This window comes from Spirochaetaceae bacterium (assembly GCA_009784515.1).
Lineage (GTDB): Bacteria > Spirochaetota > Spirochaetia > WRBN01 > WRBN01 > WRBN01.
Window position 1 is genome coordinate 1 of the sequence record WRBN01000001.1, and the last position, 22,400, is coordinate 22,400.

Genomic DNA, 22,400 nt, shown 5'->3' on the forward strand with positions numbered 1-22,400 from the left:
AAAATGGTAATAATAGTTATCAGCTAATTAATGTAGAAGCCTGCTCACGCTTAAATATGGCCGATATTCTCCTTCAATTTAAAAAAGGCAACACCGCTTTAACAGCCAATGTTGATACTAAAGCCACTGCCGAAGATATTGAAAGCAGTGGTAAAGGGCCTAATATTACCTCCTTCAGCCGTATTCGTACAGCTTATATAGAAGACCCTGATTTTATCTTTATTATTCTTTCCCTAAAACATAAAGTTTATTCTGAGCGTAATGTACAAATGGGGCTTATGGACGGCATAATGGAGATTGTACGTTATAACGCTTACGATTTAAAATTTATCTCTGATAATGATATAAACTATAATCCTGCTTTAGGCACTGGGCAAATTCAGGTGAAAGATATTCATTATGTAGATTATCAATACCGTACAACTTGGCAGTTTTGCCAACTTTTAGACAAAAAATACCTTAATTCCTCACGACGAACCATAGAAGATTGGCATAGGGAGGCTATTAAAAATAAATGGATAAAATAGAAATAATTTTAGGCGATTGTATTAATGCGATGCAAATGCTGCCTAGTAATAGTATTGATTTAATTGTAACCGACCCACCATATAATTTATCCAAAGATTATGGTAATAATAAGGACAATTTAGAGCATAACCAATATTTAAAATTTACTCGCGCTTGGCTTAAAGAGGCATACAGGTTACTAAAGCCCTCCGGTACTCTTTATGTTTTTATGGGAGTACGTTACATATCGTATCTTTACCAGATACTTGAGCAAGAGCTTAGTATGCATTTCAATTCATGGATAACTTGGTATTACACGCAAGGTATTGGTAAGACCAAAGGCTTTAGCCCGCGCCATGATGATATACTGATGTTTACTAAAAGCGAAAAATTCATTTTTAATTTAGATAACATTAGAGTGCCGCAAAAATATTACCGTAGTGTTAATAATATGCGCGGGGCTAATCCCGGTAATGTTTGGGAATTTTCGCATATTCATTATTGTGAAAATGGCCGGCAAAACCATCCTACCCAAAAGCCCGAAGCTTTATTTGAACGCATGGTGTTAGCTTCGTCTAATGAAAACGATAAGATACTTGACCCCTTTTGTGGTAGCGGCACGACCTTACGAGTTTGCCAGCAATTAAATAGACACGGCATAGGCATTGAGATAAATAGTGATTATGTAGAAATGACCAAAGCAAGATTAAAAGAACCCTTTACCGGCTTTGATAGCATGGACGAGCGAATGTTAAGATTACCTAACGATTTAAACGACCCTACTATTCGTGATGAATACATTAAAAATCATGGGAAATGGTTTTTAAAAAATAACCCGGAAGCTTTTGAGCAGTTTACAAAGGAAATTACTCCTAGAACCCATAAAATTAAAGCCGAACAAAGCTTGCTAAATTTTTCGTAATGCAGTAAAATAGGTTACCATGTCTAAACCCAAAATGGGCGGCGGCCTCGATGCCCTGCTCGGCGGTATCCCCGCTATTAATAACGATAAACCCGCTACCCCCAGCGAAGTAGCCATCAATTTAATTAAGCCTAACCCCTTGCAGCCGCGCAAACACTTTGATGAAGATAAACTTACGGAATTGGCAACCTCTATCACCCAAAAGGGAATTTTGCAGCCCTTACTCCTAGAAAAAGAAGGTAATGGTTATATTATTATCGCCGGTGAGCGCCGCTACCGGGCCGCTAAACTAGCGGGCTTAAGCCAAATACCGGCTATCATTAAAAATTTTAACACAGAAGAAAAGCTGGAGATAGCTTTAATCGAAAATATCCAGCGCGACGATTTAAAACCTATCGAAGAAGCTTTAGCTTACCGTGAGCTTATTAAATTACTTAACCTTAGTCAGCAAGAACTTGCCGACCGCTTAGGTAAAAGCCGCAGTGCGGTAGCCAATAGTCTGCGTTTACTAAAGTTACCAACGGCTATTCAGCAAGCTGCCGATAGCGGCACCATTAGCGCCGGCCATGCCCGCACCTTGCTTAGCGCCAAAGAAGAATTACAAGAAGAGCTATGCCAAAAAATTATCAGCGAAGGCTTAAGCGTGCGGCAAACCGAAGAACTGGCCGCTAAAAGTCATAAACAGGTAATAAGGGACAAGGAACAAGGAACAGAAGAGGAACTTGTTCTAGCCGCAGACAAACCCATTTTAACGCCGCCCACAATGAATAACAAATTGGTAAATACTCATCATTTGCCGGCAAAAACTGTAAATAATCTAGAGATTGAACAAAAATTAGCCGATAAATTAGGGGTAAAGGTAGCCTTAATTGGTAATGGCTCGCAAGGTAAATTAGAATTTTTTTACTCCACCAAAGCTGATTTAGACAAACTATTAGCCATTTTAAATAGATAAAAGCCTAAAAACTTTAATAAGGTAGCCCTATGGCCGTACTCTCCGAATATTTTTACGATAAATTCCGTACTCTTATTTATAACAACAGCGGTATTCATTTTAGCGACAGCAACCGCACAATCCTTGAAAGCCGTTTAGCCGAACGGCTTAAATTAAAAGATAATGCCACCATCGAAGACTACTATTTATTAGTAAGTAGCGATGATAACGAGCTGCGTACCTTACTAGATGCCGTAACAACTAACTTAACCAAGTTTTTTAGGAATATTCCGCAATACGAAACCTTTCAGCACTACGTTATCCCCCATTTAGTCGCTCATAAAAAGGAAAAAGGGCTTAATAGTATTAAGTTATGGAGCGCCGGTTGCAGCACCGGCGAAGAAGCTTATACGAACGCTATGTGCCTAAAAGAGTGGCTGCCCGCTAACTTTAACTTTACGGTTACAGCCAGTGACTTAAGTTTAAAATCGTTATTAACGGCCGAAAGGGGGTTTTACCCCAAAGAACGCTGTGCCGATATAGCCGATAATTTATTAGAGAAATATTTTATAGCCGATGACAAAGGTTATACCGTAAAAAATGAGCTTAAAAACCATATTAAGTTTGACTACCACAACTTAAATTACGAAAGCGGTGTAAAAAATTTTGATATAGTTTTTTGCCGTAATGTACTTATTTACTTTGACGAAAAAGCCCAAAAACAAGTGGTAGAACGTTTTTACCGTAGTATGGCCGATTATAGCTACCTTTTTATCGGCCATTCGGAGAGTTTATTTGGCCTTGATACCAAATTTAAATTTATAAAGACCGATTGGTCGTGCATCTATGGTAAATTTACCAATTAAAGATTAAGAAACAAGGCTTTTTAATCCTTAATTATTACTTTTTAATTTCAATAAGGATAATGTATTGAGTAAAATTTCGGTATTAGTCGTTGACGATTCGGCCTTAATGCGTAACCTAATTAGTAAAATAATTCAGGAAAGCCCGCGTTTAACTTTGGCCGGCACGGCCGTTAATGGGCGCGATGCCATAGAGAAAATTGCCGCCCTCAAACCCCATGCTATCACCCTCGATTTAGAAATGCCCGAGCTTAACGGCATTGGCTTTTTAAAACAATATAACAAACATGCCTTTGATATGCCGGTTATCGTGCTTTCTTCGCTGGCTCATAAAGGGGCCGCTATTACGATGGAGGCTTTAACACTTGGGGCAGCCGATTTTTTACCCAAACCCTCCGGCTCGATTAGTTTAGATATTCATAAGGTAGCAGCCAAACTTACCGAACTGCTTATCGCCTACGGCAGCGACTACTTGCGCCGTAAACAATTTAGCAACTTACAGGCCGATTTAAATTTAGAGCCCGATAGCAAACCTAAAGATTTAACACCGGAACCAACTGCCTCTTATGGCGGCCCCAAACGCAGCAGTGTGGCTAAAGTGCTGTGCATTGGTATTTCTACCGGTGGGCCGGCTGCTTTGCGCGAATTATTTTTGGGGCTGCCTAAAAATTTTTCACTGCCTATTTTAATGGTGCAGCACATGCCCGAAGGTTTTACCGGTGAATTTGCCCGTAACCTTAATCAATTAAGCCACCTTAAAGTAAAAGAGGCCGAAGCCGGCGACTTAATAGAGCCCGGTGTGGCCTTACTTGCTCCCGGCAATGCTCATATTGTGGTAGAAAAAAATAGTGGTGGCGCTAATAGCCTAGCTCTTTCGCACCGGCCGGCCGTTAATGGCCATCGTCCTAGTGTCGATATATTATTTGAAAGTGTCGCCAAAGTTTATGGCGGCGAGGCTATCGCTTTAATTATGACCGGTATGGGCAACGACGGTGTTAAAGGGATAGGCCAGCTTTATAACTTAGGAGCCCTAACTTTAGCCCAAGATAAAAAAAGCAGCATTGTTTTTGGTATGCCCCGCCTTGCGATTGAGGCCGGTTATATCCACGAGGTAGTACCTCTTAACAGGCTGGCCGAAAAACTTAATAAATGGGCCCGGCGCTTAACCCCGCTTGAGGTATTAAATGGATAACCAGCTAGATAACTTTGCCGCCGAACTTAAAGCCGAAGCTGCCGACCCTAGTCGTTTAAGCGGCCTCATCATTGAAGCCATTAAAGAGATTGATGAGGTAGATGAAAACTTATTAAAGAACCGCGACTTACTACAAAATATTAAGGAGCGTCCCTTTTGGCAGCGGCTGGCCAAAAGCAGCAGTAAAGATTTAGCCCAAAGCGGCGAAGAGCAAAATCAAATTATAGCTATGCAAAATATGGCTTTGCACAAATTTTTCCAAATTATGCGGGCTAGTATTGCCTTAAACCTGCATAACACGCAATTTTTAATTAAACTTAGCGCCGAGTTAAAAAGTGGTGCAAAAAGACTTAACATTAAAGACAGCAGCCTCTTTGATATGGCTACTTCATTTTTAGATGAATCTATTAAGGCCGTACAACACCACGATGAACAAATTGCTTATTTACAAACTAAACTAGAGGGGCGGCTAATCCCCCTAGAGCTTACCATTAAAGAACAAGAAAAAAAATTAGCTAATCTTGAACAAAAAATAATTAAACTAAGCCTTAATAAAAAGCTTAAAGGCCACAACCTAATTACTTACTTTTTTGTGGTCATCAATATTATTTTTATCATATTTATTTTAGCCTTCTTTTTTACAAGACTCTAAAATCATTAAGAATTTTCACTTTTTAATTATTTAAGGTCTTTTAAAGCAATCGGCTCAGCAGTATCGCTGTCGGCTACCTCTTTGCCGTATTCCACTAATAAATCTTTTAGCTTACCACTTATCTTTTTAGGAATGCTAATTTTAAGCTTAACATACATATCGCCGCGCTTATTGTTGTTCATCACCGTAGCGCCTTTGCCTTTAATCCGCAGCAGTTCGCCATCGTGGCTGGCAGCCGGTATTTTAACTTTAACTTTTTCGTCATCAAGGGTGGCCACAATTAAATCGCCGCCGAGTACCGCCTTATTAAAGTTAATGGGCATAGCCAAATATAAATCGTAGCCACTGCGCTCAAAGTATTTGTCAGCTAATATTTTAATGTAAACGTATAAATCGCCGCTGCGACCTCCTTGCGGAGCAGCATCACCGCGCCCCTCTAGCCGCAGCCGCTGGCCGTCATCGATACCGGCGGGAATATTAATAGATAAAGTATGCTTTTGGCTCACCACACCGCGCCCGCGACATTTTGTACAGGGACTTTCAACGATGGTGCCTTCGCCATGGCAGGTAGGGCAAGGGCGCGAAACACTAAAAAAGCCCGCCGATTGCTGCACTTGGCCGCGCCCGCCACAAGTGGTACAAGTTTTACGGCTGGTACCCTCTTTAGCGCCGCTGCCGTGGCATAAATCGCAGCTGGCAAGCGATTCGTAACTTATCTCTTTATGGCTGCCAAAGCTGGCCTCTTTTAAAGTAATTTTTAAATCGTAACGTAAATCGGCGCCACGCGGCTGGCCCCGTTGCTGGCGGCTACGGCCCCCGCCGCCAAAAAACGAGCCAAATATATCTTCAAAACCCCTAAAACCTTGCCCAAAGATGTCCTCAAAGCCCCTAAAGGCATTAGGGTTAAAACCGGCGCCGCCGGCATTTTCTACCCCAGCAAAACCGTAGGCATCGTAAGCTTTACGTTTTTCGGGGGTAGAGAGTATCTCGTAGGCTTCGGTAGCCTCTTTAAATTTATCTTCGGCCTCTTTGCTGCCGGGGTTTTTATCGGGGTGATATTGTATGGCCAGTTTGCGGTAGGCCTTTTTAATTTCGTCTTCGGTGGCTGTTTTAGTTATGCCTAGTACTTCGTAATAATCTCTTTTTGCCATTTGGCGCGTCCTTTTTACCTGCTATAAGCTGCTTGGTTAATTGCTATTAGTTAAGATAACACTTTTTTGGCTTTAAATCAAGGGTTGCCCTTGCTCAATCTACTATTTTAAGTTATAGTAAACTATGTCGTTTTGTTTTAATTTAATAGATAACCATTTTCATTATAAAAAAGAAGGGGCCGGTGTAGCGGTAAATATCGATGAAGCTTTTAATTTAGGGCTGCTGGCCGCCATCGAGGCCGGCACTAACCTTGAAGACATTGCCGAGCGTTTAACTTATGTAAATAGTCATAAAAATTTATTTGCTACCGTTGGGGTGCACCCCGAATATGCCACCCCGCAGGTAATAGAGCAACTGCCGGCGCTTAATCAATATTTAAGCCACCCTAAAGTAGTGGCCATTGGCGAAATAGGGCTGGATTATAGTTATAGCACCGATAAAAAATTACAGCAAAATTTATTTGCCGGCCAGCTACAGTTAGCTAAAGCTAACCATAAACTTATTATGCTGCATATCCGCGATGCGCACGCCGATACTTTAGCAATGGTAGATGAAGCCGGCTTAACCGGCGGCGTGGTACATTGCTTTAGCGCCGATGTAGCCACCGCTAAGGCTTGGCTGGACAGGGGGTTTTATCTCTCGTTCCCCGGTATTATTACCTTTAAAAACGGCGAAAGTTGCCGCCAAAGCGCTGCCTACACCCCTATCGATAGATTATTTTGCGAAACCGATGCCCCATGGCTGGCACCAGTGCCGGTGCGCGGCAAGGAAAACAGCCCTATCTATGTACGTTATATTTACGATGAACTGGCTAAGCTAAAAAATATGAGCTTAGCCCAACTGGCTGCTGCTATTAAAGATAATTTTGAGAGTTTATATAAAGTTACTTTGTAGGTACCTAACGATGGACACAATTTTTACCGGCCAGTAAGCCATCTATGCCCCTTGCCGCCCCTTTATTAAAAAAGCAAAATTTTATTGTAACCATTAGGTAATAATTTAGCATACAAATAATATACCGTTAAACTAACCTTTACAGCCTTTATATATACAATACTATGCACAAATTATACACACAATATTAATTACTACTAAAACACAGCTTAATTAACTGTATTCTTTTGCAATTAATCTTTAAAAACATACAAAAATTATACAAATTTTATGCAAATTTTCCTTGTTTGGTATTGACACTTTTAAAAACTATAGCTACACTTACCCTAAAGAAAAGTCTTATGGCTTTTTAAACATTCTTTATATTTAAGGAGAAGCAAATGAAAAAGTTTTTATTAGTATTTGCCCTTATGGTGGTAGCAAATACAGCTTTTGCTCAAGAAGAAGAAACCAGCCGCTTATCGATTGGTGGACAAATACGTACACGCGCATTTATTAGTCCGGATAGAATTGACTCTGGTTTTAGCCATTTTCCTCACCTATATGTGGGATTCGATTTTAACGAGCACGTAAATGCCTACTTACAGCTTCGTCTTTCGCAAACTCATCTTACACTTGCCTTTATAAGGTATGCTTATGTACAAGCTAACGTATTGGGCTTAGCCGGTATAGATGGACATAGCCTTTACGTTACCGTTGGCCGTACCGACACTGTTACCCGCGATTTTGGTGTACTAACCAACTACAACTTTGGCCAGTATACTAATTACGGTAATGGCTGGACATGGAACCCTAACGGTGGTATTAACTTTAACTTAGGTTTAACTTTTAACCTAGATCCAGCCATTTTCCCGCTTTATATTAACTGGATGAGTAACCTTAATATGAGTGCTGGTGTTGGCGCTGCGGATGCCGATTTTACCCATGGTGGTGTAATGTTTAATGACCCACAAACTGATGATGAAGCTATTAGAAGATGGGTTGGTTTAATAGATATTGGTTTTGCCGGCCTAGATTTAGGTGCTGTAGCTTTAAGCGCTAACCTTTATGGTATAATTAGATTAGATGCCGATATTCACGATTTAACCTACAATACCACTAGGGCTGGTGCCAGTGTTGGTGTAACTGTAAACGATTTACCGGTAAGCCTACGTGTTGGCGCTAACTTTGAAGCAACCTTAGAATATGATATAGCTACCGGTGAAGACCGCAACGGTTTTGCTGTTGGTGCTGGTGTAGCCGTTGGTGTACCCAATGTACTTACCAGTGCCGTAAACTTTGCTGCCTTAATTAGCGAAGATGATTGGCTATCTGCCGGTACTGCCGTTGGAGTTGGTGCCCTTCGTGATGGTACTATGATAGCAGGATTAGATTTTAAATACATCGCATTAGGCTGGTTACAACCTTATGTTTCGGTTGGCGCTTTAGTAGGTACCACCGGTGATGTAGACCGCGAATGGTTTGATAGCGATGTTAATGCTCCTGCCGATAGGTTAGCTTGGGAACTTGGTATACATTTTCCTATCCAAAATATCCCTGTTGGTCGTGTAGATGTTTATATGGCTTGGGCACGCGGCCACTTACTCACTAGCGGTATGAACGACCTATATGGTTTAACCACCGGTGGTTTAGGCGGGTTTGCTTTAGTTGTACGTGCTAGTTTCTAGTATGTAAACTATCAAAATTACTTAAGTTTATTTATACAAACCCGCCTTAAGGCGGGTTTGGTTTATTTAGGTGGCTAGTTTTCATTAAAATTATTAACATAAAAAATTTAGCGGCTAACCCTATCCAATATAAGTTTAAGTAACTGCTTATTATTCATTTTACCACTGGCAAGCTCAAGGCCGATATAGATTATGTCATCATCTGTAAATCCTGCTTTAATATGGTTTAACTCTAAAAGAGTTAGCATAATATAAGTACCCATACGTTTATTACCATCTAAAAAGGGGTGGTTACTCACAATACCATAAGTAATACGTGCAATTTTTTCTATATTTGATGAATATAACTCTTTACCATCAACTGTTTGAAATGCTACAGCCAAAGCAGAAGCTAACAAAGATTCATCTTTAATTCCAACTAAACCGCCTGTTGCATTCATCATCTTTTCATGCAAGCGCTTAATTTGATTAAGCTCTAGCATTATCATTTGGCCAACTCCTCAAAGGCTTTAATATGCTTTGCTAAAATTTGGGCAGCCACCTTTTCTACCTCATCATCATTTGCTATAGTAATTTCTTGATGGCTCTCCAAGCAATATTCCTCTTCATCACTCTTAAAAAAAATATCTTTTTCAAGTACGTCATCTAATTTGCTCATCTTATCCTCCAATATGGTTATAGTATAAACCTCTTTATAAATTTTGTCAAAAAAGCTACTTGGTTTTAAGATAAAAATATGTTATAATCATTAAATGATTAAAGCGCTTTTTCCCGGCAACTTCGACCCGCCAACTTACGGCCACTTTAACATTGTGGCCCGCGCCAGCCGTCTTTTTGATAAGCTTGATGTTGTTATTTCGGTAAATCCCAATAAAACCCCCTTTTTTACCACTCAAGAACGGGTAGAGCTTATGCAAAAATATTGCGCCGAATATAAAAACGTAACGGTTACCCACTGGCAAGGCCTTACCGTAGACTATGCCCGCCATAATAATATTAATATTATTGTGCGCGGCCTGCGCCCGCTCTCCGATTTTGCCTACGAATTTGAGATAGCCAGCATTAACCATCAATTAAATAACGAAGTAGAAACGATGTTTATCCCCACTATTCCTAAATATTCTGTTTTACGCTCGTCTTCTTTAAAAGAGATGGCTTTATTTGGGGCCGAAATTAACAGCTTAGCCCCGCCCGAAATTATTGCTATGGTTAAAGAACGCATTAAAGTAGATAATAACTCATAGTGAATAGGCGATAACTGAAAGAGGGGTACTAACTTCGTCATCATCGGCTTTAGCCGGGCGGATTAAAGTTAAAGCCCCTTCATCGTTATGATAATCGGCCTTAACATAAAGCTTATCTAAAGGCGAATTAAAAATAGCCATTAGCGCCTTCCTTGACAAAAGTTATAAGTTAGTTTAAAATTTTACTAATTTATTGTCAATCACTATAAAGGATTAAAAATATGATTATAGGGATTATCTTGGGAGTAATTGGCGTTATCTTTTTTATAATGATAAATCGTAAGTAAAATATGGACACAGCACGCATATTAGCCATAATTGTATTAGGCTCGTTTAGTATCTCGGCCATAATCGGTTTAACGATATTAATTGTGTTTGTTATACGCAAATTTGGCCTTTTAATAGGCTTAATTATTGGCAGCCCTATCATAGCTTTTGCTATCTTAATAACGATAATCATTTCATTAGGAGGAGTATAAAATGAGCGTAACTTTTGGTAACGAAGTAAGCGGCAAAGCCGGCGATACCGGTATCAGCCGTAAAGTGTTAAGTTACAATAACGATATAATGCTGGTAGAGGTTAGCGTAACGGCCGGTAATCAAGTGGCGGTACATAGCCACCCTCACAAACAGATAAGTTATGTAGCTAAAGGCAGCTTTGAAGTTACCATTAATGACCAAAACTACACCTTAACGGCCGGCGACAGTTTTATGCCCTTGCCTAATGAACCGCACGGGGCCAAAGCTTTAAGCGATGGTATGCTGATTGAATTTTTTAGCCCTATCCGCGAAGATTTTTTGCAATAATTAAAATACCCTCTTTAACAAGCCGGCCGCTTTATACGGCCGGCTATTTTAAATTTTATATAATTCTTGTCTGTTTGGTTTTAGCTTGCCAAACCGGATAGGGCAGCTGCCCATTAAAAATTACTCCTTGGCTGGCAGCTAAGGTAGCGGTAGCTATATCGCCTAACTTTAAAGCTTCGGCTTTAATAGATAGCTCCATCGATTTAAACTCATCGCTGGCTTTGGGCCGCCTAAGCACTTCCGCAAATTTGGCTATCCTTAAACTACAGGCAATAAGTTCGTGGCTTACCTCTTTAAAATCGTAGGCAATCCTCTGTAAGCTCTCCTTATCAATTATTCCTAACTCTAAGGCCAAGCTAAAGCTTTCGTAAAATTGTTGTGCTGTCATTTACAACTTCCTCCCCATTGGCACAAAGATAAAACCTTATTAGCAATAAAAAAAGTTATTTGTTTCCAGTTGACGCTTAATTAACAATTTACCTGCCAACTGTAACCAATTTGTAGCTTTAATTACATACGGGCTTTAGGCAACCTAATTGACTAAGCTTTTAAAAAGCCTTATAATATAAAAGTGGAAGATTTTTACAAAGATGGCCTACATTTTAGCTGCATAACGTGCTCTAACTGCTGTCGCAACGAAGCAGGTTATGTTTTTTTAAGCAAAACCGATTTATTTAACTTAACCGGCCAGCTTAATATTGATGAAGCCGCTTTTCTTAACAATTATTGCCGTACCGTTAATACCTTTGATGAGGTGCAGCTGTCTTTGCTGGAAAAAGATAACCACGACTGCATCTTTTGGAGCGCCGATAGTAAAGATTGTACCGTTTATGCGGCAAGACCGCTGCAATGCCGCCTTTATCCCTTTTGGCCATCTATGCTTAAAGCCGATGTATGGCAAAAAGCAAAAAGCAGCTGTAAGGGGCTAGATAATGGTGAGTTTTATAGCAAAGAACAAATTGAGCTTTTATTAAAACAACGTGAGGCCGAACCATTAATCACCCTGAACAACTAACCACCTTTACTTTGCAGCTTAATAAAGAGCAAGTAATTACCTTATATGCTTTGCTTTGCCAGCAAGAAAAGCTTAATTTGCCCTTAGTAGCTGTCCATAACCAGCTAAGTAATTTAGCCTTTCCCTTATTAACCATTGAGGAAAGCGCCAATCTTAAAAATTTATTAAAGGATAATTAAATATGAAAAAATTTTTACTGCGTTTAGTCATTTTTAGTTTAGCTTTTACCGTAACAATCGCCGCTATTTTAGCTATTAGCGCCTATAACTTTAACCGTCCTACAACCTTAAACAGCGAGGCTAATTTTACGGTAGCCGCTGGGGCTGGGGCCAGTCAAATTGCCATCAATTTGCAAAGTGCCGGTTTAATACGCAACGCCACTTTTTTTCGTATCCATGCTCGTTTTACCGGTAATCAATCACTTTTTAGAGCCGGTAGCTACACCATTCCTGCCGGTTTAACTACCGCCGCTATCTCGCAGCTTTTAGTAGAAGGTGTACCCGATATTCTTTACAGCGTTACCATTCCCGAAGGACGCACCTTAAGGCAAACCGCCAATATTTTATATAACAATGGTTTTATAGCCGATCCGGCCGATTTTATCACCGCCGCCAGCAATCCCGAATTATTGCAACGCTGGCATATTTTAGCCGATACGGCGCAAGGTTTCTTGTTTCCCAGCACCTATCGTATGCCCAAGCCTTACCCGGCCGAACGTATTGCCGAGTTGATGATTCGCACCTTTTATCAGCAACTTGCCACTGTAGCTCCGTGGTGGGATACCCTTACTCTGCAAGAACTTAACTATCGTGTTAATATGGCCGGCCTTGTAGAAAAAGAGTACCGTGTACCCGGCGAAGCTGCTTTGATGGCCAGCGTTTTTTTTAACCGCCTCGAGCGCGGCATAAGGTTGGAAAGCTGCGCCAGTGTGGTTTACGTCATAACCGAAATACTAGGCCGCCCGCACCCTACTCGTCTTTTTTATGTCGACCTTGATATAGACCACCCTTACAATGTTTACCGCAATCATGGCCTGCCGCCTTCACCAATTAGCAGCCCGGGCCTAGTTGCTCTTAATGCCGCCTTTAACCCGGCTACTACCAACTACCTCTTTTTTGTGGTAAACGAGGCGGCCACCGGGATACCCGGCAGTCACCAATTTTCGGAGACTTACGCCCAGCACTTACAAGGCAGAGAAGCTTATATTTTGGCTACCTTTAGCCCACAGTATTAAAGTGGGTTTTTGCTTTTCTACTAATCGGAAGTATCCCTTTAAGCATGAATACTAATTGAATAATAACTCAACACTATTATTTTCTTTATTGTTAAATAGGCGATACTCTGCTTTTATTTTACCGTCTTCCGATATAGCCAGCCTCTATTCTGGCTTTTATTCTTTTATCTGTAGGGTTTTGATAGGGGACGGCCACTTGGTTTTTATAAAATTTATTATCTTTAACTTTTGTCGCATGTAAAATAGAACGATGGGCAGTAGTAAATTTATGCGGGCTATGCCCTACATTCGTATTATATACCCAAACATAATCATTGACATTATAAGAGTTATCATCTAAGTATTTAACTCTTAAATAGGCATTCTGTTTAGGGTAATTCATCATAAACAAATTGCCATCAGGTTTTAACACCCTCATACTCTCTTTAGTTAAAGTTATATACCAATCTATATAATCATTCCACTTTTGGTTATAATTTTTTTCCAGCATAGTTAATACCTACGTTATAATCGGGGGTCGCCATAGACTAAATCGATGCTGTTATCTGGTAATTTTTTTAAGACACTTAGTACATCTTCATTAAAGACTTTGTTGCGAAATTCTTCTAACATTAATTAACCTATAATCTTATATTGGGCACTTTTTAATAATTTTATACTATTGTAATTATTAAAATCATCAAAGCCATAGTTCCAAATAGAGTATATATCGCCACGTTTTTCAAAAAAGAGTAAACTTACTGTTTTTGCCGTATGGTGTTGCCATTGCCTATACGGATAATATAATTGTCTTATAATCGTATTTTTTGTTTTTGAGTTTTTTGCCTCAATTAAGACAACTTGGTTTTTGCCTTCATACCCAGCGTCAACCTCTGTTTGTACACTTTCTATCGTAATTTTTTGATTAAACTCTCCAACAGCAAAATCAAATTTGGGGCTGTATTTTCTGCCACGAATAGTTAGCACCAGTGTATCATCATTCATAAAAGAACGAATTAAACTAGAAGCATAAGCAAAATCGAGGTGCTGCATTTCAGAGTTACCTATTAAAGATGTCTCTAAAGTAAAATCCAGTTTAGATTTATAAATAATAGGTTCAGTAGTTATTTCTGGTATATCTACATACCCTTCCCCTTGTAAAATAGCATACGTCCCATTTTTTACAGGAAGTAAGAAAAGGTTATTTTTGATGAAAACTTCAGGACGGTCTTCACGTGTATCTTGTTTGCAAAGAACACGCACCTCCCGCTCATTAGTGGTGGTAAAATGGGCGGTAGCTCTTTTAATATCTTCCGCACTTAAAATATAAGGTTTTTCAGTGAAATCATGCTGGGTTATGCTATATTTATCAAATATCGCTTGCCATGGTTTGTGGTTAATCTTTCGCTCCTCTCATAATTTGTAATAAGTAATTCATTTATTTTTCCTCGCCCATCTGCTTTGCAGTTAATAGCTCTGCTGGCAGAAACTTTAAAAAAATTGTAGCCCTTATAAGCTTCTTCAAAAAAACTATCATTAGGGTTAATGTTCGTTGAGTCAGAGTTAGAGAGCATAAGCTTAGCCCCCTGTTCTTTGTCCAGCTTCTTAAAAAAATTGGCTAACTCTAATTGGTTTTTATCTGTAAACTCAAAACCCGTATAGGTGGTAAAGCTTGAAGTAGAAGATAGTGGCCTGTACGGTGGGTCAAAATAGACAAAAGTTTGCTCATTTATATGTGGATAACAATTAAAATACTCTGCATGAATTATCTCTGCATTTTTTAAACACTTAGAAACGGCTTTAATATTAGTAGGGTCATAAATTTTTACCGTTTTATATTTGCCGAATGGTACATTAAATTTACCTTTTTGATTAACTCTAAATAACCCATTAAAACAAGTTTTATTTAAAAAAATAAACTGAGCAGCTCTTAACACCCAATCTTTCGATATATTTTTGTAATCTATTTCGGGCTTGCTTTCGTTAAAATCTTTGCGAATAGAGAGAAAAAGCGTATTTCTTTCTTCTGTAGGTGTTTCATCGTAACGCTTTTGATAAGCTTCTAAAATTTTTAATAAATCGTTAGCTCTTTTTTGCACAACATTATAGGTTAAAATAAGGTCTTGGTTTAAATCATAAAGATAAGCTTGCTTTATCTTATACTTCACTGAAAGAGCAAAATATAATGCCCCACCACCAAGAAATGGCTCTACGTAACAATTTATCATGCCATTTTCTAATTGGTACGGGTAATACTCTTCAAACTGTTTTAAAAGCCGTCCTTTACCGCCCGCCCACTTTAAAACAGGACGGGCAATAGTAGGTTGTTCAAATAAAAGCGCCGCGCTCATTCCATCTTACTCGTTAAACCCACGCACATATTCATCTATCTGCATAGCGGTAATTTTGGCCTGCTGCATAGCTTCTACCACAGTTTTGGCCCCAGTAGCCACATCGCCGGCGGCAAAAACACCTGCACGGCTGGTCTGCCCACCCTCTGCTACCTGCACTAAGCCTTTTTTATCTACACCAATACCTTTAGTGCTATCCACAATAAAACTACGCGGCCCCTGACTAATAGCTATAATAACCGAATCGGCTTTTACCAAATAATCGCTGCCCGGAATATCATTAACGGCCAGTACTTTACCCTCTTCGTCTTCAATAGTCTCTGTTTTAATAAACATAACACCTTCATCGGTAATCTTTAACGGACGATGACAATCATTTAAGGTAGCTCCCTCCGTAAGAGCATGCTCTATTTCACTCTTAGTAGATTTAAGATGTTTAGCGGCCGACCTTACATAAAGACCCACTTCACGGCTGCCTTGCCTAAGCGCCGTACGCGCCACGTCAACGGCCGAATTGCCTGCGCCAATAATTACCACTCGGTTACCAAGCGAAAAACTCTCAGGATTTTTTAAATAGTTAATGGCAAAATGGACATGCCCTAAACTTTCACCCTCTATACCTAAAGTGATGGGCCGCCACACACCTGTACCCATAAAAATAGCTTTATAACCATCTCTAAATAAATCATCAACGGTTAAGCCACCTACACCCACCACTACGTTAAAACGTATCTTTATCCCCATCTCTATTAAGCGCTTATGGTAATAAGCTAAAATATCTTTAGGCAACCTAAAAGAAGGAATACCATATTGCAAAATCCCGCCAATTTTTTCATGCGCCTCAAAAATGGTAACTCTGTAGCCCATTTCGGCCAATTTTATGGCAATAGTTAGCCCGGCCGGGCCGCTGCCAATAATAGCAATAAGCGGCCCTGTATTTTGGGGACGAACCTTAACAGGTAAATTAATATAAAAAGAAGAAATATAATGCTCGATACTGCCAAAATGCACGGTATTACCTTTACGTGCTAAAACACAGCTGCCTTCGCATTGTTTTTCGTGGTTACAAACAAGGCCGCACACCATAGAAAGAGGGTTATTCTCAAAAAGCACTCTCCCCGCTTCTTCTATCTTATGGTCTTGTAAGAGGTTAATCACCTCTGGAATGGCCGTATTGGCTGGACAACCCTTTTTACAAAGCGGTTTACCACATTGCAGACAACGTTTTGCCTCCTCGATAACATCAAAATCCATAAATAACCTCCTTTAATATTTTTTATTACAGTTTTACCTTAAAAAAGATGCCAACCGGCTTATAGCCTTCTAGCCCTAAAAATTAGCCTTAGTTATCTCAATCACATCATATTTATAGCGACGGTCGTTAAGGGTAAAGGCTAAACTTTCACCCATTTTGGCACCCAACAGTTTTTCGGCAAAGGGAGCTAAGTAACTAAGAATTTTTTTATCGGGATTGCTCTCCCATGGGCCAAGTATGGTATACACCTCTTTTTTTTTACCGCCGGTAATTTGCAGGGTTACCACCGTACCAAACGATACCTGTTTGGTATCCACATTAGCTTCTTCAAAAATACGCAGGTTACCTAAATCTTTTTGCAACCTGCCTACCTCTTGCTGCAACTGCTCTTGACGCTCTTTACCAAAAATATACTCGGCATTTTCCTTAAGGTCGCCCTTCTTAATGGCTTCGCCAATCTCGGCCGAGTTTTTAGGAATTTCCACTTCGGTAAGGTTTTTAAGCTCGGCCGATTTCTCTAAGTAACTCTTTTCGGTAGCCCAAACGGGGCCGGCCGCTCGGCTGCTGCTCTTAGCGGCTTCGCTCTTTTGCCTAATAGTAGTTTTAACTAATTTTAAATTGGGGTGCTTATCTTTAATTTGGTTGGCAAGTTCATTAAGATAGTTACCATCTATCTCATTAACATCACTTAATAAACCATAAAGGCGGTTGGCTAATTCTTCATCACCTTCTTCTATCACCGTATAAAGCAGGCCGTTTTTAAATAAAATAGTAAGCAGCTGGCGATAATACCGTTTACTGCCGGCTAAATCGCGCTTTTGGGTTACATTACGCGCCGTAATATCTAGCAGATGGATTAAATTGATAGCTACTTTTTCTAGCTTAATTTCATATCTATCCTCGCTATTATGCACATGCTCGGCTAACCAAAAAAACGGCTCGTAAGATAAACGATAACGCTCTGTAATAAGGCTAAAAGCTTTTTTTATTTCCTCATTACGGCCTACTCGTTTTAATTCGTTAATAATGGTAGCGCTTGGGTACTGCGGCAATAACATAATAAATAATTCTTGCCAATTATCTAAATTACGCAAGACTAATTGTAAAAAATCTTCTTTTAAATTAACACTTTCCAGCTTAGCAAAGGTGGCTTCAATATCGTCAATATCACTGCACAAATCGTTAAAACTATAAGGCAAGGTTACACTAACCACCGTAGTTTTTAATAATTTTTGTACTAATAAATAACTGGCTACCACCTGTTCGCTGGTAATAGGAGCTTTTAAGTAGTTAAAAAAGTAATTAAACATATCATCAAAATATTCGTTACCGGCTTCAGCGGCCTGTAAAAACTCTTCGAGGATAATAATGCGTTTAAAGAAGTTAGTTTCTGATTTAAAGTTGTTAGAGAGTTTTTCTTCCAGCGAAGCCGGGCTGGTACGCAAGGTAAAACTATCCCCTTTGCTGGCCACATTACCAAACTCGCTATCGGTTTTAAGTATCTTACGGGCTTCACTGCTAAAGCTGCTCCATTCGCTATTCGAGAGTATGCCTTCGCTGTCGGTAGGCGAAAGCTCGGCTTTAACCTTTTTCATATCGCTTTTACCCTCAAAGCTGGCGGCAATTACTTTTAAAGCTAAGGCCGGATTCTTCTTAAAGCGTTCGCGTAATTTATCACGCGGTACGGTAGCCTTTAATACCCAAATATGGTTATCGTCTAAACTTAATAACGAACTTACTGCCATTTCAAAGCTCATGGTATGGCCGCGCTTTTTGGCAAAATCGATAATAACATTGTCTTCGGCCATTTCTTTAATGCGGCCTACCCCCCAAGTGCGATGGTAAACAAAGCGGTTTTTATCTAATTTAATATGTTTTTCAAAACTATCAATCGCCTCTTGCACCGGCTTCCAATTTTGAGCTAAATTAGAAATAGCCAAACACTCTTCATAACGTTTACTATCTTTATATTTTTCGCGGTAACATTCGATAAGTAATTTACGCGAGCCGCTATCTTTAGAGTTAAAGTTAAGTAATTTTTTTAAGGTAGTTATAGCTAAATCCCACTTCCCTTGCTCTTTGTAGTGGTTAAGCAATAGTTTTTGCAATTCTATAACCTTAGCTGGCTCCATAGTTTTTTCGGCCTTTAAAATAAGCGAGTTAAATAAGTCATCACTATCGGCGCAATAAACTAACAATTTTTGCCATACTTCGTATAGGCCGGCAAAAAGCTTACGGTTAATATAACGGTAGCTGGCTTTTTTATAGTAAGAAACCGCCTCATCGGTGTTACCTTTAGCTTCGTAATAACGGGCCAGCTCGGTTACCAGCTCGGTATCTTCGTAATCAAGCTTAGCAAGCCTCTCTAAGGTAAGATAACGCGCCGGCTCGTTATCTTGTTTTTCGTAACTTTTGGCTAAAGCCCTTAACACTACCTTATTTTCACCGCTCTTTAACATTTTTTGAGCAATGTACTCTACAATCAGCCATTTATTTGCTTCGCTAAATTTGGCTATTAAAGTTAAAAGGTCGGCATCTTCAAGTTGATCTCGCTCCCAAGCTATTATCCCGGAGAGATACATAGCCAGTACGCTGCTTTTATTTTCGCCAATTTTTTCATCACATAAAGCCTTTACTTCGGCCGCTTTACCGGTAGTATAAGCTTCGTTAAGTAATAGCTCAAAGCTTTCAAATTGCTGCACAGTACAATCAAGCAAAGCTTGGCGTGTCCACATCTCTTCGGTTAAAATACCATTAATGCGCTCTAACAAGGTATCCGACATTATAAATCTCCAGTTTTTAATTTATATACGATAATCTTTATATATACGTTCGTCAATAAAACGAATCTCTAATAAAGCTTTTTTAATGTACTCTTCGGCCATCGTTTTATCATCAAGGACGGCCCGATGATAATCGATAAACCAAAACAAGCGGTAAAGCAACAGCGGCTTAGCTTTTTTAGATGCTTTTTCGGTATACTCGGTACGCAGCAAGTGGATATTTTGATTAAGCTTTTGGTACTCCATTGGCTTAAGCTCGCGCGCCACCCTAAACACCCCCCACACTACTCCATAAACGGCCATCCATTCATTTAAAAACTCGCTCTCTAACCCTAAAGCTTTGACCCGCTCTTTTAAATTTAAAATTAACGAAGACTCCAGCAATGCTAAATCTATCTCGCCGGCATCGTGGTAAAAAGCCTCTCTAAATAAAACTTTAGCTTTATCTTCTTCATCTATAATGGCATAACAGTCGGCAAGCTCGGCTAAAGCCTGCGAACTAACCTTTTGCATAGCTACCGCATCGCTGTAGGCATTAATAGCCATATCATACTCGCCTTTAATTTTATAGGCCCGCCCTAATTTAAGGTAAAGCTCAAAGCTATCGGCCAATTTAAGCTGCCGCTCGTATTCGCTAACTATCTGGGCAAAAACATAACTTTTTATACAAAAAATTGCTCTGTCTACATCGGTATCTAAGCGCTTTACTACAATTTTAATAAACGCTTGCCAGCTTTCCATTAAAAAATCGCCGCGAACATTCGCTTCTTTAAAGTTGTATTGACGCTTTTTTTCCAGCCAAAAATCGGCGCATTTTTGAATAGCCAGCGGTAAGCTGCTATTAAGGTCCATAAAAGCCGCTCGTTTAGCTAATAAAGTTACACGTTCAAAGTTACCCGCTCGCAGTAAAGTGTAACTTTCATCGATAAGTTCACCTAAGCCGGCTGTTTTAGCTATGGGTAATTCTGGCTCGGTATCTTTAGCGGGCTCATTTAGTAAGGCCGAAAAGTCGATATTACTTAAAGGACGGTTATCGGCTTTAGGCGGCACTTCTTCTAATTTTTTTTTGCCCTTTAACATAAGTTACTACTCCATACTTATTTTAAACAAAAACTAAATATAAGTAAACCATTTGCCGTAAAATATTAAAGAGCAAAGGCTGCTATCTTCCATAATAAAGGGAAACTGCCCTTTATTGCAAGTAGGGAAGCCCTGCTTTTTGACAATATTTTAACTATTTTTGTTTTTACTCTCTACCTAAAAGAAAAAATGAAAGCATTACTTTTACCCTTTACCTTAAGCCTTTATGTTACCCTTGCCGTTTATTTAATTATAAACTTAATTTACGGCAACTTTGGCTTAACTAACTATAATTTATTAGCCGCAGATTACAACTTACTTACCGTTAATCACAACGAATTAATACAGCTGCAAACTACTCTCATAGAACATCACCGTCAATTAGAACAAGGAGATGAGGCTTTAATTTTAGCTGCACGCAGCGTAGGGTTTTTCCAAGAGGGTGAAGAACGTATTATTGTACCCAATTTAAGGCGTATGGAAGATTTTGAAATAGGCCGCACCATTCACCTAGAGCTAAATAACACCAACCAGCTGCCGCCGCGTTGGCTGTACCTTATTGTCTTTACTTTAGTTTTTAGCCTGTTTTGTTTTGTTGTGCCGCTGCGGCCGTAATAATTTATGGATATTATTAAATATGACTTATCAACTTACCCCACCTGCCAAAATTAATCTGCACCTAGAGGTACTCAACAAACGGTCAGATGGTTACCATAACCTACGCTCCATCTTTCTTAAAATTGCTTTAAGAGATTGGCTTAGCATTACCATTCATAATAGGCCTACCGCCAAACCAACCTATCAATTAATAAGCAAAACAAAATTTCCTTTAAATAATGATTTACTTTATAAAGCCTACCGGCTTTACCAAAACTTAAGCGGCTTAAATTTTAACCTTAAGGTAAAACTTACCAAATATATTCCTATGCAAGCTGGACTGGGCGGTGGTAGCAGCGATGCAGCCAGTTTACTGCTTTGCTTAAATAAACACTTTAACCAAGTTGATGACTATACTTTATTGCAGCAATCTGCTCAGTTAGGGGCCGATGTGCCCTTTTTTATGCAACCGGCCAATGCTTGTTTAGTAGAAGGTTTGGGTGAGATAGTTACCCCGTTAAATAAGCCGGTAGAGCCGCTTTATGTAGTTATAGCCAAACCCGCTTTAGGTATGGCCACCGGCCCTAGCTTTGGGCTATTAGGAAGAACACAAGATTATAAAGCCAAAATGAGCAAAGAGTTATTAACTGAAGCATGGCAAAACCAAAATTTTAGCCCGCTTTTTAATAGCTTTGATATATTAAGCAACAGCTATCCTTACATTAATAACTATAAACAAATATTTAATGGTTACGGCTCGTTATATACAGCTCTTTCGGGCAGCGGCAGTAGTGTGCTTGCTCTTTTTAATAAAAAAGAGCAAGCAAAGGCAGCTCATTCAGTTATTCGCCCACTGGCTCATATTAGTTACTTAGGCTTATGCTTAAATTAAATTACTTTTACTTTTGTTGCAGAGAGCATTTTTTTATATTATACTCATGATATGTCTAAAAAATTTCGCATTACCGATAAATACGTTATTGGAAAATACCCAATGTTTTACCATATCGTCCGCCTTATGCCCGATGCCGAAATGCTTATCTCTGACGGTAACACTCCTAGCAGCCAATTATTTGATTCGCTCTCTGTGGGTACAATCTTAAAAGTAAACCCACCCAAAAACTACACCAAACTATTTAGCCATTATTACCATGCAAACAATAGCGATGAATTTTTCCAAGAATTATCTTTGGAAAGGCTAAAGGTTTTAAAATATATAAATGTTCACCAATAAAAGCGACTCTACAACCCATTTGTTAATTAACGTAAATT

General features: G+C 39.4%; 28 protein-coding genes. 17 read left to right on the plus strand and 11 right to left on the minus strand.

The genetic code is table 11. The features are described 5' to 3' along the window. The 6 genes from FWE37_00005 to FWE37_00030 form a co-directional block, all read left to right on the plus strand. A partial coding sequence (locus FWE37_00005; GenBank protein MCL2519371.1) for a hypothetical protein occupies positions 1-527 on the plus strand: 527 nt, incomplete at its 5' end. Further along, a complete protein-coding gene (locus tag FWE37_00010) occupies positions 515-1,429 on the plus strand; it encodes a site-specific DNA-methyltransferase (protein ID MCL2519372.1) in 915 nt (304 codons plus the stop codon). The genes FWE37_00005 and FWE37_00010, both read left to right, overlap by 13 nt. Before the next feature lie 19 nt (positions 1,430-1,448). Further along, on the plus strand, positions 1,449-2,384 hold the full coding sequence (locus tag FWE37_00015; protein MCL2519373.1) for a ParB/RepB/Spo0J family partition protein: 936 nt from the start codon (positions 1,449-1,451) through the stop codon (positions 2,382-2,384). A 29-nt stretch (positions 2,385-2,413) separates the two neighbouring features. Beyond that, a complete protein-coding gene (locus FWE37_00020) occupies positions 2,414-3,229 on the plus strand; it encodes a protein-glutamate O-methyltransferase CheR (protein MCL2519374.1) in 816 nt (271 codons plus the stop codon). Between the two features lie 64 nt (positions 3,230-3,293). Further along, positions 3,294-4,418, plus strand: a complete 1,125-nt coding sequence (locus FWE37_00025; protein MCL2519375.1) for a chemotaxis response regulator protein-glutamate methylesterase — start codon at positions 3,294-3,296, stop codon at positions 4,416-4,418. Next, positions 4,411-5,070, plus strand: a complete 660-nt coding sequence (locus FWE37_00030; GenBank protein MCL2519376.1) for a hypothetical protein — start codon at positions 4,411-4,413, stop codon at positions 5,068-5,070. The genes FWE37_00025 and FWE37_00030 overlap by 8 nt, the downstream gene beginning before the upstream one ends. Before the next feature lie 26 nt (positions 5,071-5,096). Here the strand turns inward: FWE37_00030 and dnaJ are convergent, their stop codons facing one another. Continuing rightward, the gene (gene dnaJ / locus FWE37_00035; protein MCL2519377.1) at positions 5,097-6,221 is read right to left on the minus strand and encodes a molecular chaperone DnaJ; all 1,125 of its coding nucleotides are present in this window, start codon (positions 6,219-6,221) and stop codon (positions 5,097-5,099) included. Positions 6,222-6,345: 124 nt separating this feature from the next. On the opposite strand from dnaJ, the gene FWE37_00040 reads away from it, so the two are divergent. Next, on the plus strand, positions 6,346-7,116 hold the full coding sequence (locus tag FWE37_00040) for a TatD family hydrolase (protein ID MCL2519378.1): 771 nt from the start codon (positions 6,346-6,348) through the stop codon (positions 7,114-7,116). Positions 7,117-7,496: 380 nt separating this feature from the next. After that, the gene (locus tag FWE37_00045) at positions 7,497-8,783 is read left to right on the plus strand and encodes a hypothetical protein (GenBank protein MCL2519379.1); all 1,287 of its coding nucleotides are present in this window, start codon (positions 7,497-7,499) and stop codon (positions 8,781-8,783) included. Positions 8,784-8,890: 107 nt separating this feature from the next. On the opposite strand, the gene FWE37_00050 is transcribed toward FWE37_00045, so the two are convergent. Continuing rightward, the gene (locus tag FWE37_00050; GenBank protein MCL2519380.1) at positions 8,891-9,271 is read right to left on the minus strand and encodes a Fic family protein; all 381 of its coding nucleotides are present in this window, start codon (positions 9,269-9,271) and stop codon (positions 8,891-8,893) included. Further along, positions 9,268-9,441: a hypothetical protein gene (locus tag FWE37_00055; GenBank protein MCL2519381.1), complete on the minus strand. Its 174-nt coding sequence runs from the start codon at positions 9,439-9,441 to the stop codon at positions 9,268-9,270. Before FWE37_00055 ends, FWE37_00050 begins: the two co-directional genes overlap by 4 nt. A 94-nt stretch (positions 9,442-9,535) precedes the next feature. Between FWE37_00055 and coaD the strand changes: the two genes are divergently transcribed. Next, positions 9,536-10,027 (plus strand): pantetheine-phosphate adenylyltransferase, encoded by a 492-nt coding sequence (gene coaD / locus FWE37_00060; GenBank protein ID MCL2519382.1) that lies wholly within the window; start codon positions 9,536-9,538, stop codon positions 10,025-10,027. On the opposite strand, the gene FWE37_00065 is transcribed toward coaD, so the two are convergent. Continuing rightward, the gene (locus FWE37_00065) at positions 10,022-10,168 is read right to left on the minus strand and encodes a hypothetical protein (protein ID MCL2519383.1); all 147 of its coding nucleotides are present in this window, start codon (positions 10,166-10,168) and stop codon (positions 10,022-10,024) included. The genes coaD and FWE37_00065 overlap by 6 nt on opposite strands. Positions 10,169-10,317: 149 nt before the next feature. On the opposite strand from FWE37_00065, the gene FWE37_00070 reads away from it, so the two are divergent. After that, positions 10,318-10,506: a hypothetical protein gene (locus tag FWE37_00070; GenBank protein ID MCL2519384.1), complete on the plus strand. Its 189-nt coding sequence runs from the start codon at positions 10,318-10,320 to the stop codon at positions 10,504-10,506. Position 10,507: 1 nt separating this feature from the next. Beyond that, on the plus strand, positions 10,508-10,834 hold the full coding sequence (locus FWE37_00075; GenBank protein ID MCL2519385.1) for a cupin domain-containing protein: 327 nt from the start codon (positions 10,508-10,510) through the stop codon (positions 10,832-10,834). A 55-nt stretch (positions 10,835-10,889) separates the two neighbouring features. Here FWE37_00075 and FWE37_00080 read toward each other — a convergent pair whose 3' ends face one another. After that, complete coding sequence (locus FWE37_00080; GenBank protein MCL2519386.1) at positions 10,890-11,222, minus strand: hypothetical protein; 333 nt, start codon at positions 11,220-11,222, stop codon at positions 10,890-10,892. 183 nt (positions 11,223-11,405) lie between these two features. On the opposite strand from FWE37_00080, the gene FWE37_00085 reads away from it, so the two are divergent. The 3 genes from FWE37_00085 to mltG are packed head-to-tail and all read left to right on the plus strand — an operon-like array spanning position 11,406 to position 13,083. Further along, on the plus strand, positions 11,406-11,849 hold the full coding sequence (locus FWE37_00085; GenBank protein MCL2519387.1) for a YkgJ family cysteine cluster protein: 444 nt from the start codon (positions 11,406-11,408) through the stop codon (positions 11,847-11,849). Positions 11,850-11,860: 11 nt separating this feature from the next. Continuing rightward, entirely contained in the window at positions 11,861-12,028 is a 168-nt protein-coding gene (locus FWE37_00090) for a hypothetical protein (GenBank protein ID MCL2519388.1), read from the plus strand. Positions 12,029-12,030: 2 nt separating this feature from the next. Next, entirely contained in the window at positions 12,031-13,083 is a 1,053-nt protein-coding gene (mltG, locus tag FWE37_00095) for an endolytic transglycosylase MltG (GenBank protein ID MCL2519389.1), read from the plus strand. Positions 13,084-13,201: 118 nt separating this feature from the next. Here the strand turns inward: mltG and FWE37_00100 are convergent, their stop codons facing one another. From FWE37_00100 to FWE37_00125, 6 genes are all read right to left on the minus strand, one after another. Next, positions 13,202-13,573, minus strand: a complete 372-nt coding sequence (locus FWE37_00100) for a site-specific DNA-methyltransferase (protein MCL2519390.1) — start codon at positions 13,571-13,573, stop codon at positions 13,202-13,204. Positions 13,574-13,698: 125 nt separating this feature from the next. Further along, positions 13,699-14,325 carry a hypothetical protein gene (locus tag FWE37_00105; protein ID MCL2519391.1) on the minus strand — a complete coding sequence of 209 codons (627 nt, stop codon included), beginning with the start codon at positions 14,323-14,325 and terminating at the stop codon, positions 13,699-13,701. Between the two features lie 92 nt (positions 14,326-14,417). Next, positions 14,418-15,413, minus strand: coding sequence for a Dam family site-specific DNA-(adenine-N6)-methyltransferase (locus tag FWE37_00110; protein MCL2519392.1), 996 nt, complete (start codon positions 15,411-15,413; stop codon positions 14,418-14,420). 6 nt (positions 15,414-15,419) lie between these two features. Then, entirely contained in the window at positions 15,420-16,667 is a 1,248-nt protein-coding gene (locus FWE37_00115) for an NAD(P)-dependent oxidoreductase (GenBank protein ID MCL2519393.1), read from the minus strand. A gap of 75 nt (positions 16,668-16,742) precedes the next feature. Continuing rightward, entirely contained in the window at positions 16,743-19,451 is a 2,709-nt protein-coding gene (gene greA / locus FWE37_00120; protein MCL2519394.1) for a transcription elongation factor GreA, read from the minus strand. 21 nt (positions 19,452-19,472) lie between these two features. Next, a complete protein-coding gene (locus FWE37_00125) occupies positions 19,473-20,531 on the minus strand; it encodes a hypothetical protein (protein ID MCL2519395.1) in 1,059 nt (352 codons plus the stop codon). 189 nt (positions 20,532-20,720) lie between these two features. Here FWE37_00125 and FWE37_00130 point away from each other — a divergent pair, with 189 nt between their 5' ends. From FWE37_00130 to FWE37_00140, 3 genes are read left to right on the plus strand one after another with little or no spacing between them, the layout of a single operon-like run. Continuing rightward, on the plus strand, positions 20,721-21,146 hold the full coding sequence (locus FWE37_00130) for a hypothetical protein (GenBank protein ID MCL2519396.1): 426 nt from the start codon (positions 20,721-20,723) through the stop codon (positions 21,144-21,146). A 22-nt stretch (positions 21,147-21,168) separates the two neighbouring features. After that, a complete protein-coding gene (gene ispE, locus FWE37_00135; GenBank protein ID MCL2519397.1) occupies positions 21,169-22,020 on the plus strand; it encodes a 4-(cytidine 5'-diphospho)-2-C-methyl-D-erythritol kinase in 852 nt (283 codons plus the stop codon). A gap of 51 nt (positions 22,021-22,071) precedes the next feature. After that, positions 22,072-22,362, plus strand: coding sequence for a hypothetical protein (locus tag FWE37_00140; GenBank protein ID MCL2519398.1), 291 nt, complete (start codon positions 22,072-22,074; stop codon positions 22,360-22,362). The last annotated feature ends 38 nt before the right edge of the window (positions 22,363-22,400 follow it).

Bases quoted from the DNA above. Each gene is read 5' to 3' on its own strand.
- FWE37_00010 (MCL2519372.1), top strand. From the start codon at position 515: ATGGATAAAATAGAAATAATTTTAGGCGATTGTATTAATGCGATGCAA.
- FWE37_00015 (MCL2519373.1), top strand. From the start codon at position 1,449: ATGTCTAAACCCAAAATGGGCGGCGGCCTCGATGCCCTGCTCGGCGGT.
- FWE37_00020 (MCL2519374.1), top strand. From the start codon at position 2,414: ATGGCCGTACTCTCCGAATATTTTTACGATAAATTCCGTACTCTTATT.
- FWE37_00030 (MCL2519376.1), top strand. From the start codon at position 4,411: ATGGATAACCAGCTAGATAACTTTGCCGCCGAACTTAAAGCCGAAGCT.
- dnaJ (MCL2519377.1), bottom strand. From the start codon at position 6,221: ATGGCAAAAAGAGATTATTACGAAGTACTAGGCATAACTAAAACAGCC.
- FWE37_00040 (MCL2519378.1), top strand. From the start codon at position 6,346: ATGTCGTTTTGTTTTAATTTAATAGATAACCATTTTCATTATAAAAAA.
- FWE37_00045 (MCL2519379.1), top strand. From the start codon at position 7,497: ATGAAAAAGTTTTTATTAGTATTTGCCCTTATGGTGGTAGCAAATACA.
- FWE37_00050 (MCL2519380.1), bottom strand. From the start codon at position 9,271: ATGATAATGCTAGAGCTTAATCAAATTAAGCGCTTGCATGAAAAGATG.
- FWE37_00055 (MCL2519381.1), bottom strand. From the start codon at position 9,441: ATGAGCAAATTAGATGACGTACTTGAAAAAGATATTTTTTTTAAGAGT.
- coaD (MCL2519382.1), top strand. From the start codon at position 9,536: ATGATTAAAGCGCTTTTTCCCGGCAACTTCGACCCGCCAACTTACGGC.
- FWE37_00065 (MCL2519383.1), bottom strand. From the start codon at position 10,168: ATGGCTATTTTTAATTCGCCTTTAGATAAGCTTTATGTTAAGGCCGAT.
- FWE37_00070 (MCL2519384.1), top strand. From the start codon at position 10,318: ATGGACACAGCACGCATATTAGCCATAATTGTATTAGGCTCGTTTAGT.
- FWE37_00075 (MCL2519385.1), top strand. From the start codon at position 10,508: ATGAGCGTAACTTTTGGTAACGAAGTAAGCGGCAAAGCCGGCGATACC.
- FWE37_00080 (MCL2519386.1), bottom strand. From the start codon at position 11,222: ATGACAGCACAACAATTTTACGAAAGCTTTAGCTTGGCCTTAGAGTTA.
- mltG (MCL2519389.1), top strand. From the start codon at position 12,031: ATGAAAAAATTTTTACTGCGTTTAGTCATTTTTAGTTTAGCTTTTACC.
- FWE37_00100 (MCL2519390.1), bottom strand. From the start codon at position 13,573: ATGCTGGAAAAAAATTATAACCAAAAGTGGAATGATTATATAGATTGG.
- FWE37_00110 (MCL2519392.1), bottom strand. From the start codon at position 15,413: ATGAGCGCGGCGCTTTTATTTGAACAACCTACTATTGCCCGTCCTGTT.
- FWE37_00115 (MCL2519393.1), bottom strand. From the start codon at position 16,667: ATGGATTTTGATGTTATCGAGGAGGCAAAACGTTGTCTGCAATGTGGT.
- greA (MCL2519394.1), bottom strand. From the start codon at position 19,451: ATGTCGGATACCTTGTTAGAGCGCATTAATGGTATTTTAACCGAAGAG.
- FWE37_00125 (MCL2519395.1), bottom strand. From the start codon at position 20,531: ATGTTAAAGGGCAAAAAAAAATTAGAAGAAGTGCCGCCTAAAGCCGAT.
- FWE37_00130 (MCL2519396.1), top strand. From the start codon at position 20,721: ATGAAAGCATTACTTTTACCCTTTACCTTAAGCCTTTATGTTACCCTT.
- ispE (MCL2519397.1), top strand. From the start codon at position 21,169: ATGACTTATCAACTTACCCCACCTGCCAAAATTAATCTGCACCTAGAG.
- FWE37_00140 (MCL2519398.1), top strand. From the start codon at position 22,072: ATGTCTAAAAAATTTCGCATTACCGATAAATACGTTATTGGAAAATAC.